This window comes from Actinoplanes xinjiangensis, assembly GCF_003148685.1.
Taxonomy (GTDB): domain Bacteria; phylum Actinomycetota; class Actinomycetes; order Mycobacteriales; family Micromonosporaceae; genus Actinoplanes; species Actinoplanes xinjiangensis.
Genome location: NZ_QGGR01000006.1, coordinates 164,653 through 177,505, shown reverse-complemented (window position 1 = coordinate 177,505; position 12,853 = coordinate 164,653). Strand labels below are relative to the sequence as shown.

Sequence of the window (12,853 nt, the reverse complement as noted above, 5' to 3'; positions counted from 1 at the left end):
GGCGACGAGGCGGCGCCCCGCGACGACACTGACCCCTGGGGGCCACTTGTGTGTGATCACCGCACTGAAAACTGGAACTATTCCAGAAAAGGGGTCTAAGGTCGGGGGCATGACGTCCGACTTCGAGACTCGGCTCCGGGCGGTCTCGTTGCGCGTGACCAAACCCCGGCTGGCCGTGATGGCCGCGCTGACCGACCACCCGCATGTCGACACCGACAGGGTGCTCGGACTGGTGCGTTCGGAACTCCCCACCGTCTCCCACCAGGCGGTCTACGATGTGCTGCGTGCGCTGACCGACACCGGTCTGGTGCGGCGCATCCAGCCCGCCGGTGCGACGGCCCGCTACGAGATGCGGGTGCGGGACAACCACCATCACGTCGTGTGCCGTTCGTGCGGAGCGATCGCCGACGTCGACTGCGCGACCGGAAACGCCCCCTGCCTGACCGCCTCCGACGATCACGGGTTCGTGATCGACGAGGCCGAGGTCGTCTATTGGGGCACCTGCCCCTCCTGCGTGAGCACCCGTTCGGAAGGAAATCAATGAGCGACGCTCAGGACCACAACACCATCGCCGAGAAATGCCCGGTCGCCCACGATTCGGTGACCGCGAACGGCAGTGAGAGCGAGAACCCGGCGATCGACTCGCCGACGCCGAAGACGGGCGGGCGCCCGCGCACCAACCGCGACTGGTGGCCCAACCAGCTCGACCTCAACGTGCTGCACGCCCACTCGTCGAAGGGCAACCCGCTCGCGCCGGACTTCGACTACGCCGAGGAGTTCAAGAAGCTCGACGTCGAGGCGCTCAAGGCCGACATCGTCACGGTGCTGACCACCTCGCAGGACTGGTGGCCGGCCGACTTCGGTCACTACGGCGGCCTGATGATCCGGCTGAGCTGGCACGCCGCCGGTACGTACCGGATCCAGGACGGCCGGGGTGGCGCCGGCGACGGTGGTCAGCGGTTCGCCCCGCTGAACAGCTGGCCGGACAACGCGAACCTGGACAAGGCGCGCCGCCTGCTGTGGCCGGTGAAGGCCAAGTACGGGCAGAAGATCTCCTGGGCCGACCTGCTGGTGCTGGCCGGCAACGTGGCACTGGAGTCGATGGGCTTCAAGACGTTCGGCTTCGGTTTCGGCCGGGTCGACGTGTGGGAGCCGGAGGAGATCTTCTGGGGCCCGGAGGACACCTGGCTCGGCGACGAGCGGTACGCCTCGGAGAAGTCGATGGCCGAGGGCGTCGGCGCGACCGAGATGGGTCTGATCTACGTCAACCCGGAGGGCCCGCGCGGTAACGCCGACCCGCTCGCGGCGGCCCACTTCATCCGGGAGACCTTCGCCCGGATGGCGATGAACGACGAGGAGACCGTGGCGCTGATCGCCGGCGGTCACACCTTCGGCAAGACGCACGGCGCCGCCGTCGCCGACAACCACATCGGCCCGGAGCCGGAGGGCGCGCCGCTGGAGGCGCAGGGCCTCGGCTGGCTGAACACCCACGGCACCGGCAAGGGCCCGGACACGATCACGTCCGGCCTGGAGGTCACCTGGACCGACAAGCCGACCCAGTGGAGCAACCGGTTCTTCGAGATCCTCTTCGGCTACGAGTGGGAGCTCACCACCAGCCCGGGTGGCGCCAAGCAGTGGGTCGCCAAGGACGCCGAGGCGATCATCCCGGACGCGCACGACCCGTCGAAGAAGCACAAGCCGACGATGCTGACGACCGACCTGTCGCTGCGCGTCGACCCGGCGTACGAGAAGATCTCGCGCCGTTTCCTGGCCGACCCGGACGCGTTCGCGCTGGCGTTCGCGAAGGCCTGGTACAAGCTGCTGCACCGCGACATGGGCCCGGTCCGCCGGTTCCTCGGCCCGTGGGTGCCGGAGGCCCAGCTCTGGCAGGACCCGGTCCCGGCCGTCGACCACCCGCTGGTCGGCGACACCGAGATCGCCGCGCTGAAGGCGAAGGTACTGGACTCGGGTCTGAGCGTCGCGCAGCTGGTGCAGGCCACCTGGGCGTCGGCCGCGACGTACCGGTCCACCGACAAGCGCGGCGGGGCGAACGGCGCCCGGATCCGCCTCGAACCGCAGCGTTCGTGGGAGGTCAACCAGCCGGTCATCCCGGTGATCGACACGCTGGAGAAGATCCAGCAGGAGTTCAACGCGTCCAGTGACACGAAGATCTCGCTGGCCGACCTGATCGTGCTGGCCGGTAACGCCGCGGTGGAGAAGGCCGCGAAGGACGCCGGCGTCGAGGTGACCGTGCCGTTCCACCCGGGCCGCACCGACGCCACCCAGGACCAGACCGACGTCGAGTCGTTCGCCGTCCTGGAGCCGCGTGCCGACGGGTTCCGCAACTACCTGCGGCCGGGCGAGAAGACCCAGCCGGAGGTGCTGCTCGTCGACCGGGCGTACATGCTGAACCTGACCGCCCCGGAGATGACCGTGCTGATCGGCGGCCTGCGGGTGGTCGCCGGTGCCGAGCACGGCGTGCTCACCGATAAGCCGGGCGTGCTCACCAACGACTTCTTCGTCAACCTGCTCTCCCCGGGCACCCGGTGGGCGGCGTCGAAGGACCGCGAGCACGTGTACGAGATCCGCGACCTCGCCACCGACCAGGTGAAGTTCACCGCCACCGCGGTCGACCTGATCTTCGGCTCGAACTCGCAGCTGCGCGCTCTCAGCGAGGTCTACGCCAGCGCCGACGCCCGGGAGAAGTTCGTGCACGACTTCGTCAAGGCATGGACGAAGGTCACCGAGCTGGACCGGTTCGACCTGGACTGATCCCCATAATGTGCCCATCGGCCGGCGACCCGTCTGACGGGTTGCCGGCCGATGTTTGGATCACCGGGTGCACATCGTCCACGGCCACGGCCCCCGCCTCACGGAGTCCTCGTGAGTTTCCGGATCCGTGTCTTCGTCCTGATGGCGCTGGTGGCGCTCGGCGCGACCGGCGCCACCGTGGCGCTGACCTGGTGGCAGGCCCGTGACCAGGTCAGCGAGGCGGCGTCGGCGTCGCGGGAGACCACCGAGCTGATCCAGCGGGAGCTCCGGGAGCAGGCGCTGCGCAACGGCACCTGGGAGGGCGTCGACCAGACACTGCGGCGGCTGCGCGGGATGACCGGGCAGCGGCTCCGGCTCGTCGACCCGTACGGCGAGGTGATCGCCGACACCGACCACATGGACCGCCGGGAGGCCCGGCCACCCGGATCGGTCGCGGTGTTCGTCGACCCGCTGCCCGAGCTGATCGTGGCCGACCACGGCGATCGGCGGCAGGCGACGATCGCCGCCATCGACGTCTACCGGGCCGAGACGCTGCGGGCGGCCTGCCTGTACCGCCACGGCTACGAGCTGGTGGTCACGCCCGGACTCGACGGCGTGCACCGGCACTCGCTCGCGGACGGCGGCGTGCCCACCGGCACCGGGCGGTGCCGTCCGGCGCCACCGGCCCTCTGGCAGCGCGCCGACGACCTGGCGCAGGTCCGGCAGTGCGGTCCGGTACAGGCCGACTGCCTCCAGGCCGCCTTCCGGCGGCAGATCACCACCGGCGACGTCGCCCCCGCGCCGCTGCTGCTCACCATCGGTGCGGGCAATGAGCCGGTACGCACCCTCGACGCCGGCCCGGTCCTGCTGATCACCCTCGTGGTCGCGGCCCTGGCGACCGGAGGGTCTCTCCTGATCAGCCGCCGGGTGCTGCGCCCGATCGGCACCCTGACCGCCGCCGCCCGGCGGCTGGGCAGCGGCGACCGCGACGGCCGGGTACCCGACGACGGCCGCGACGAACTGGCCGAGCTGGCCCGCGCCTTCAACCAGATGGCCGAGTCGGTGCGGGCCGCCCAGGACGATCAGCGGCGTCTCATCGCCGACGTGGCCCACGAGCTGCGTAACCCGCTGTCCAATGTGCGCGGCTACCTGGAGGCGCTTCAGGACGGTGTGGTGGAGCCGTCCCCGGACCTGTTCGCGTCCCTGCACGACGAGGTGATCCTCAACCAGCGGATCGTCGGCGACCTTCAGGAGCTGGCGCTGGCCGAGGCCGGGGCCCTGATCTACCACCGGTCCCCGACCGACCTGGCCGAGCTGATGGAGACCGCCCGGACCGCGCACCGGGCCGCCGCCGACACCGCTGGCGTCGAGCTGATCGTGACCGCCGGCGCACCGGTGATCGCGGACGTGGATCCGGACCGGATCCGGCAGGTCGTCGGCAACCTGGTCGGCAACGCGCTGCGGGCCACCCCGGCCGGCGGGTCGATCACGCTGACCGCGGGCCTCGACGGTGACCGGGCGGTGCTGCGGGTGACCGACACCGGCACCGGCATCGCCGCCGAGCACCTGCCGCTGGTCTTCGACCGGCTGTGGCGGGCCGAACCGTCGCGTGGCCGCGGCGGCGGCAGCGGGCTGGGCCTGGCGATCGTCCGGCAGATCGTCCGCGACCACGGCGGCGACGTGTCGGCACACAGCACCGAGGGCGCCGGCGCCACCTTCGAGATCCGGCTGCCGCCGGCCGTCAGCCCTCCACGATCGCCCACGAGTGCGGCGCGACCGGGTCGTGCGGGCCGTGCGCGAACGGCTTGTCGGCCAGGTTGAGCAGCAGCGACAGACGCTCACCGGCGGGACCCTCGGCGACGACGGCCAGGGTCTCGTTGGTCAGGCCGTCGGTGCCGATCCGGGCACCGGTGAGCCACGGGTGGCGGCGGCGGATGCCGATCAGCCGCCGGTAGTCGTCGCCGCCGTCGCCCGGGGTGGGCGGCATCGGCGGGCGGATCGCGTCGTCACCGCCGGGCCGGTCCTCCTTGACCGCCCGGAGGCCGAACTCGTCGCCGTAGTAGACGCTCGGCACCCCGGGCAGGAAGAACAGCAGCGCCACCGCGTGACCCAGGTGCCGGGAGTCGGTGACCTGACTGGCGATCCGGGTGACGTCGTGGTTGCCGAGGAACGTCAGCGGCAGGAAGTCCGCGGCCCACGCCCGGTGCCGGTCCAGCGCCCAGGCCAGCTCGAAGAGGTTCCGGTCGTTCAGCGACGACCAGATCGCCTTCCACAACTCGTACTGGGTGACGGCGTCCAGGCCGGACCGTTTCACATAGTCGCCGTAGTCGCCGTGGATCATCTCGCCGACGAACCAGGCGTCCGGGAACCGCTCCCGCACCCGGGGCAGGACCGCGGCCCAGAACTCCGGGTCGATCGCATAGGCGGCGTCCAGCCGCCAGCCGTCCGCACCGCGCTCCAGCCAGTGGCACATCACCTCGACGACGAGGTCGCGCACCACGGCCGACGAGTGGTCCAGAGTGATCAGCCGGTCATGGCCCTCGAACAGGTACGGATACTCCCCGCTCCACCGCACCCACTCGCGTGGCCCGGTGCCGTCCAGCGCCGCCCGCACCGGCGCGAACTCCCGGCCGGCGTGGTTGAACACTCCGTCCAGCAGCACCCGGATGCCCCGCCGGCGGCAGGCCGTCACCAGCGCCGTGAAGTCGGCGTCGTCACCGAGCCGCGGATCGATCCGCCGGTAGTCGACGGTGTCGTAGCCGTGGGTGCCGGACGCGAACACCGGCCCCAGGGCCAGACCGTTGCAGCCGAGCCCGATCAGGTGGTCGAGCCACTGCTCCAGATGCCCGAGCCGGTGGCTGACCCCGGTCGACGGCCCGGCCTCCGGCTCCGCCCCGACGAACCCCAGCGGGTACACATGCCACCAGATGACGTGCCCGACCCAGTCGTTGCGCATGATCCGACCCTATCCGTCGATGGTGCGCGACAGGTTCGCGATGCTCGTCACCAGGGCGGTCAGGTAGGCGTCGATGCGCCACGTCGTCGCGACCACCGTGCCCAGCCGCGACACCAGCACCGGCAGCGGCACCACCGCCGGGTCGGCCACCCAGCCGCTCACCCGGGCCACCAGGTCGCCGATCAGACCGCGGACGATGTCGCGGGCCAGCAGGATCAGGTCGCCGGCCGCCTTCGTGATCACCGTCATCGCCGTGCAGGTGGCGACCAGGCCTCGTAGCGCTTCGACGTTGTTGCCCATCAACGTCAGGTACGCCCGCACGTCCGCGCCGTCGGCACCGCGGAGGTCGTCGTCCAGGCGGCGTTGCAGGTCCCCGCCGATCGCCCGTAGATCACCGGCCATGTCCGCCCACAGCCGGGCCTGCTCGGCCACCACGTCCGGCATCCCGGCCAGGTCGTCGACCATCCGGCGCAGCGGCGGGATCCGGGCCATCGCCACGGCCAGCCCGGCGGCCCGCAGCGCCGCCTCGGTGTCGTCGAGCGGCACCGCGAACTCGGCGACCGGAGCCGACCCGGCCAGCAGCGGCTCCACCCACTCGCGGCTCGCCACGGTGGCCAGCACTCCGTCGACGATCTCGGTCGCCGACCGTGGGCCGTCGTCCGGTTCACCGACGAACCGGGCCAGGCTCTGCCGTCCGTCGGCGACGTCGCGTAACCCGGCCACCGTGATGACGAACGTCTCCTCCACATAGGCGATCAACTCGTCGTGGCGGAGGTGCCGTTCACCCAGTCCGGTGAGGACCCAGCCGCAGAGCGCCCCGAAAGCCGCCTGATCCTTCTCGAACCGCTGGACCAGGAGCCGCACCCGTCCCAGCCGGACGCGCAGTTCGTCCAGATGTGCGGCGTGCAGGCGCAGCCGGTCGGGCATCGACACACCAGGCACGTTAGCCGCCGCGGTGCCCCGTCGCCCGCCGGCACCGGTCGGCCTGTCGCGCCGCCTACGATCGGCGGGGCGCGTAGCCGGGTGGCTGACGGGGTGGGGGCAGAGCCGGTTCCAGCGGTACGACGGGACGCGACACCACCTCTTGCGCGGAGACGTCGACGCGTTCGCCGTACAGCATGAGGGTCATCCGCCCCTCGCGAAGCCGCAGCCGGACCGCCTCGTGGTCGGCCTCGACCTCCAGGCGCACGCCGCTGTGCCGCAGGTTGAACCGCAACCGGCTGATGCCGGACGGCAGTCGCGGCGCCAGGGACAGCACCGGGCCGCTCTCGCATTCGCGCAGCCCGCCGAAGCCTTCGACGATCGCCGACCACGCCCCGGCCAGCGACGCGATGTGCAGCCCGTCGCGGGTGTTGCCGTGCAGATCGCGCAGGTCCACCATGGCGGCCTCCCACGCGTAGTCGTGTGCCGTCTCCAGATGGCCGACCTCGGCGCACATGACCGCCTGCGTGCACGCCGACAGCGACGAGTCCCGCACGGTGATCCGCTCGTAGTAGTCGACGTTGCGGGCCTTCTGCTCGTCGGTGAACGCGTCCGGGCACCAGTGCATGGCCAGGACCAGGTCGGCCTGCTTGCACACCTGCCGCCGGTAGAGCTGGAAGTAGGGGGCGTGCATCATCAGCGGATCGTCGGGCCGTTTCTCCGGGAAGTCCCACGCGGCGTAGCGGGTGAAGCCCTCCGACTGGGAGTGCACGCCGAGCCGTTCGTCGTAGGGGATGTGTACGGCGTGCGCGCAGGCCCGCCACACATCCGGCTCCTCCGGCGACACCCCCAGCCGGGCGGCCAGTTCCGGGTGGCGGTGGCAGGCGTCGGCGGCGGCACGCAGGTTCCGCGCCGCCATCAGGTTGGTGAACACGTTGTCGTCGGCGACGGCGCTGTACTCGTCGGGCCCGGTCACCCCGTCGACGTGCCACACCCCCGACGCGTCGTGGTGGCCGTGCGACACCCACAGCCGGGCCGTCTCGACCAGGATCTCCAGCCCGCACTCCCGTTCCAGGGTGTCGTCGCCGGTGACCAGACGGTACCGGTCGACCGCGCGGGCGATCACCGCGTTGAGGTGCAGCGCGGCCGTACCGGCCGGCCAGTAGGCCGAGCACTCCTGCCCGCCGATGGTCCGCCACGGGAACGCCGCGCCCGCAAGGCCCAGGGTCCGGGCCCGGTCCCGCGCCTCCGGCAGGATCGCGTGCCGCCACCGGATCGCGTCCGCCGCGGCCCTTGGGGTCGTGTACATGAGCAGCGGCAGGACGTAGCCCTCGGTGTCCCAGAACGCGTGCCCGTCGTAGCCCGGGCCGGTGAGGCCCTTGCCCGGGATCGCCCGGCGCTCGGTCCGGGCACCGGCCTGCAACACGTGGAACAGCCCGAACCGGACCGCCTGCTGGAGGTTGGCGTCGCCGTCGATCTCCACGTCGGCGGAGTCCCAGAAGTCGTCGAGATAGGCGCGCTGCTCGGCCACGAGACCGTCCCAGCCGGCGTAGCGGGCGCCGTTCAGTGCGGCGGCGACCTGGTCACGCAGCGCCTCGGTGGACCGGGAGGTGCTCCAGCCGTACCCGAGGAACTTGACGATCCGCAGCCGTCCGCCCGGCGGCAGCACGGTGACCACGGTGGTCCGCGCCCAGTCCTCGCGGACGTCGGTCTCCTCCCGGTGGTCACCGTCGACCTCGACGATGTGGTCCATGCCGGCGGCCAGCAGCAGCCCACTACGGCGGGTACGGTGCAGCAGCACCGCACCGTGCTGCTCGGTGTCCTGCTCGACCGCCTGCAGCGGATCACTCAGCGCCGCCGCCACCCGCGGATCGTCGGAGACCTTGACCTGCTCCTCGTCGGCGGCCAGGCAGGACTGCACGGTGATCCGCACCTCCTGGTCACCGGCCTCGACCTCGTACGCGATAGCGGCCACCGCACGCTGGGTGAACGACACCAGTCGCCGGCTGCGGACGGTGACCCGTTTCCCGGCCGGGGACTCCCACTCGACGTCGCGCCGCAGCGTGCCGGCCCGCAGGTCCAGAACCCGCTCGTGCCGCAGCAGCACGCCGCGCTCGACGTGGAACTGCTCGTCGTCGACCATCAGGCGCACCAGCTTGCCGTCGGTCACGTTCACGACGGTCTGGCCCTGCTCCGGATACCCGTAGCCGCCCTCCGGGTAGGGCAGCGGCCGTTGTTCGTAGAACGAGTTCAGGTAGGTGCCGGAGATCTCGTAGGGTTCGCCCTCGTCCAGGTTCCCGCGCAGCCCCAGATAGCCGTTGGCCAGCGAGAACACCGACTCCATCGGCCCCAGCAGCGAGGTCTCCAGGCGCGTCTCCCGGACCTGCCACGGATCGGCGGGACAGATCTCTTCATCGATCATGCGGTACGGCCCGTGCTGTTCATGACCTCCCTCGATTACCGCTGAACACCCCCGGGAAACTGCGAAGTTGCTGTACGCCCCGGCATCCGGACCAGCCGCCGGACCGGGAAGGTCGCGCCCAGCTGCGCGGCGGCGTCGGATCCCCAGCACCACAGACTGTGATCACTTCGGATGCCGCAGGTGTGCTCCAGGCCGGCGCTCACACCGATCCACCCGGCCTTCGACCCGACCCGCACCGGCGTGTGCCGGTCCGCCGTGCCGCCGTCACCGAGCTGTCCCCTCGAGCCGGCGCCCCAGCACCACAGGCTCGCGTCGGTGCGGAGGCCACAGGTGTGACCGCCGCCGACCGAGACGTCCGTCCAGTCGCCGGTGCCGCTGACCAGGACGGGAACGCTGCTGTTGGGCGCGGTCGCGTCGCCGGGTTCGCCGTTCCCGACGCCACCCCAGCACCACAGGTCCCGGCCGGTGGTGACGGCACAGACCGTGCCCGCGCCGGCGTCCAGCGCGCGGACCGCGGGGACCGCGACCGGGGCCTTCGGCGGTCCCTCGGTCCCGCCCGCACCGTCGCCGCGCTCGCCCCGGAAGTCGTTGCCCCAGCACCACACCTCGCCGGCGGTGTCCCATCCGCAGTCGCCGGTGACGCCGGCCCACGTGTGGCCGGGCTCGACGGGCGCCGGACGCGGCGTGTAGGAGTAGGCCGGGGTGGCCTGGGTCTCCCCGGGTGGGAGACCCCAGCACCACACTGTCGCGTCGGTCCGCAGACCGCACGAGCTGTCATAGTCGAGGCCGACACTCGACCAGGCGGCATCGGCGCCGACCTTCTGCGCGGGTTCGTGGTACATCCGGCCGACATAGCCGGTGCACCAGAGCGAGGCGTCGGCCAGCACGCCGCACGCGGAGCCGCCACCGATCGCGATCGACTTCCATCGCGCGCCGGCCGGGAACGTCACGATGTCCTCCTCGTCGGTGACGGTGTCGACGACGTCGTCTCCCCAGCAGGACATCGACCTGTCGGTACGCACGGCACAGGTGTACGCGCCCGCGGCGACCTGCGCCCAGTTCGTGCCGGTGCCGATCCGCACCGGTTCCGGCGTGCCGGTCACCCGCGCCGGTGCCGCCGTACCCGGCGCCGGAGCACTGAGAAGAAGCAGCACCAGAACCGCCGAGAGGGCACTCAGACTCGCCCTCGCACTCGTCGCCACCACGGTCGACCTCCTGTTTCCGAGGTCAAGCATGGGCCGCGGCGGCACCTGGCGGTGGCCGAATCCGAGAGGATCATCTGCGCCGAGGCGCTGGATCAGGTCGGCGGCGAGCGACAGGAAGACGCAGAGGACCGCCAGCACGAGCCCGCCTCCGAGGGCGATCGCGGCGGCGGTCTTCGCCACCGGCGTGCCCTGGTCGTAGCCGGAAGGGCGCCCGCCTCGCGGTGGACGCCCTTCGTCAGAGATGCCTACCGGTACGTGATGTCGCTCTGGGTCACCTTGCAGTTGCTGTCGTTCCAGCCCTCGCCGAGGTACTTCGGCTCGCTGCCCTTGGCGACACCCTGGTACTTGCCGCAGACCGTGGCACCCGAGCTGCTGGTCAGCGTGACCCGGGTGATGGTGGCCGTGTCGCCCCAGTTGCTGTTGATGCCGGCGACCATGTCGATGTTGTTCAGCAGCACGTTGTCGATCTTCACGTGCCGCTGGTGCGACGTGGTGCAGTTGCCACAGCCGCGGTACAGCTTGCCGGAGCCGCTCAGGTAGAAGCCGGAGATGCTGACCGTGCCGTTGCCGTTGTGCTGGAACGTCTTGTCACTGCCGTTGCGGGCGCCGCCGCCGATGACGTAGCTCGTACCGCCGCCGGTGCCCTTGAAGGTCGCGGCGTCCTCGCCGATGTCGTTCCACCACACGTTGCGGATGGTGCAGGTGCCCTCGCAGTGCACGCCGTCGCCGGCCGGGGAGCCGATGATGACGTTCTGGAGGGTGCCGCCGTTCGCGATCTTGAACATCGGGTCCTGGGACTCGTCCTGCGAGCCGTCACCGATGCAGCAGTAGGTCTTCATGCCGCCGTCGAGGGTGCCCGACACGTTGACCGTGCCGGAGATCGACACGTTGCCGGTCGAGGACGGCCACGCACCGGTCGGGGTACCGGTACCGCCGGTCGGGCCCGGGCTCGGGCTGGTCGGGCCGGAGGTCGGGCTGCTGGTCGGCGTGGAACCACCGCTGGAGTACGTCTCGAGCTCGGCGATCCGCGGCGCGCCGGACGCGCCGGTGATCTCGAAGGTGAGCTTCTTCAGCGAGGTCGACGAGAAGTTGACGGTGCTCGGGCTGCCGCTGCCACTGGCCAGCTGCGAACCCGAGTCGCCGTTGAGCACCCGCCACGCGCTGATCGAGCCGCCGCCGGACGCCTGCCTGATGACGGCCGAGGAGACCGTCGTGGCGCTGCTCCACTTGACCGAGACGTATCCGGTCGTGGCGTTCGGCGCCCAGTAGGTGCCGGTGTTGCCGTCCCGGACGTTGCCGTAGCTGGTGCCGCTGGCCTTGCTGGAGCCGTCGGCCCCGGCCGTGAGGCTCAGGTTGTCGGCGGCCATGGCGTTCGACAACGGCAGCGACAGCGTGATCGCGGCGCTCGCGGTCACCGTGGCTCCCAGAGCCAACCACCGTAGGGCGACTGGTCGTCTCATTCCGGTTCTCACCTTCATCTGGGGATTGGGGCGCGCCTTCAAGCGGGGGGAAAGCGCTTTCCTGGCCGAGGATAGACAGCAATTGATGTGATCACAAGCCGTGACTTCCCCGCCGCCGTCCAGCTCCCTCGGAACCCCCGCGGCTACCGGTGCGCGAACCCGTGCCGGAACTCGGTCGGGCTCGCCCCGTGCACCCGTTTGAACGCGACCGTCAGGGCGAACGCGTTGGCGTAGCCGACCTGCCGGGCGATGGCGCCGACGGTGGCGTCGCTGGTGCGCAGCGACTCGGCCGCCAGATCGAGGCGCCAGTGGGTCAGGTAGGTCATCGGCGGCTGCCCGACCAGGTCGGTGAACCGGCGGGCGAACGCGGCGCGGGACGCCCCGGTCGCGGTGGCCAGCCCGGCGACCGTCCACGGCCGGGCCGGGTCGTCGTGGAGCAGCCGTAGGGCCGGGCCGACCAGCGGATCGCCGTGCGCGCGGTACCACCCGGGCGGATCGGCGGCGGGCCGGGCGAACCAGGCACGGAGGGTCGCGATCAGCGTCAGGTCGAGAAGCCGGTCAAGGACGACCTGCTGGCCGGGTTCGTCCCGGGCGACCTCGGCGGTGAGCAGGTCGAGGATCGGTGAGTGGATCTGTTCGCGGGGCACGTGGACGATCCGCGGGAGGACGGCCAGGAGCCGGCCGCTGACGAAGTTGGACACCTGATAGGTGCCGCTGGCCAGCAGCGTCGAGCCGCCCGCGGTGCCGGACCGGCGCCACAGGCGGCTGGAGTTGGTGCGTTGCAGGGTCTCGGCGGTGATGTCGGTGCCGTCCAGGTCGAGCAGCCGGTTACCGGGGAGAACACGCACCGACGGGCGGGTCCCGGGGGTGTCGGCGACGGTGTAGGGCGACGGCCCCTGCACGATCGCCACTCCCCCGGTCTCGACGAGCACGGGCGGACCGTCGTCGGGAACCACCCAGGCGTGACCGTGCAGCGGCGAGGCGAGGGCGAGTGGGGCCCGGTCGTCGATCCGCAGCCCCCACGGCGGGTCGAGGACGGCCTGGCAGAAGGCGGCGCTCCGGGCGCGTACCCCGTCGAGAAGGTCACCCAGCGGGTCCATGACCGTCGATCGTAGACGCTCGGACATGCTTTCGAGGT

Annotated in this window: 9 protein-coding genes; 3 read left to right on the top strand and 6 right to left on the bottom strand. The window is 71.3% G+C overall.

Annotation, left to right across the window (positions count from 1 at the left end; all coding sequences use genetic code 11):
* Positions 1-109: 109 nt before the first annotated feature.
* From BC793_RS15445 to BC793_RS15435, 3 genes are all read left to right on the top strand, one after another.
* Positions 110-544: a Fur family transcriptional regulator gene (locus BC793_RS15445; RefSeq protein WP_109593215.1), complete on the top strand. Its 435-nt coding sequence runs from the start codon at positions 110-112 to the stop codon at positions 542-544.
* On the top strand, positions 541-2,772 hold the full coding sequence (gene katG, locus BC793_RS15440) for a catalase/peroxidase HPI (RefSeq protein ID WP_109593214.1): 2,232 nt from the start codon (positions 541-543) through the stop codon (positions 2,770-2,772). Before BC793_RS15445 ends, katG begins: the two co-directional genes overlap by 4 nt.
* Before the next feature lie 111 nt (positions 2,773-2,883).
* Positions 2,884-4,572, top strand: coding sequence for a sensor histidine kinase (locus BC793_RS15435; protein ID WP_109593213.1), 1,689 nt, complete (start codon positions 2,884-2,886; stop codon positions 4,570-4,572).
* Here the strand turns inward: BC793_RS15435 and BC793_RS15430 are convergent.
* From BC793_RS15430 to BC793_RS15405, 6 genes are all read right to left on the bottom strand, one after another.
* Entirely contained in the window at positions 4,493-5,707 is a 1,215-nt protein-coding gene (locus tag BC793_RS15430; RefSeq protein ID WP_109593212.1) for an alpha-amylase family protein, read from the bottom strand. The two genes, BC793_RS15435 and BC793_RS15430, sit on opposite strands and share 80 nt — an antisense overlap.
* 9 nt (positions 5,708-5,716) lie before the next feature.
* Complete coding sequence (locus tag BC793_RS15425) at positions 5,717-6,640, bottom strand: hypothetical protein (RefSeq protein ID WP_109593211.1); 924 nt, start codon at positions 6,638-6,640, stop codon at positions 5,717-5,719.
* A gap of 64 nt (positions 6,641-6,704) precedes the next feature.
* Positions 6,705-9,050 carry a glycoside hydrolase family 65 protein gene (locus BC793_RS15420; RefSeq protein ID WP_109593210.1) on the bottom strand — a complete coding sequence of 782 codons (2,346 nt, stop codon included), beginning with the start codon at positions 9,048-9,050 and terminating at the stop codon, positions 6,705-6,707.
* Between the two features lie 35 nt (positions 9,051-9,085).
* Positions 9,086-10,435, bottom strand: a complete 1,350-nt coding sequence (locus BC793_RS15415) for an RCC1 domain-containing protein (RefSeq protein ID WP_109593209.1) — start codon at positions 10,433-10,435, stop codon at positions 9,086-9,088.
* Between the two features lie 65 nt (positions 10,436-10,500).
* Positions 10,501-11,715, bottom strand: a complete 1,215-nt coding sequence (locus tag BC793_RS15410; protein WP_109593208.1) for a pectate lyase — start codon at positions 11,713-11,715, stop codon at positions 10,501-10,503.
* 143 nt (positions 11,716-11,858) lie between these two features.
* Complete coding sequence (locus tag BC793_RS15405; RefSeq protein WP_109593207.1) at positions 11,859-12,815, bottom strand: AraC family transcriptional regulator; 957 nt, start codon at positions 12,813-12,815, stop codon at positions 11,859-11,861.
* Between the last annotated feature and the right edge of the window lie 38 nt (positions 12,816-12,853).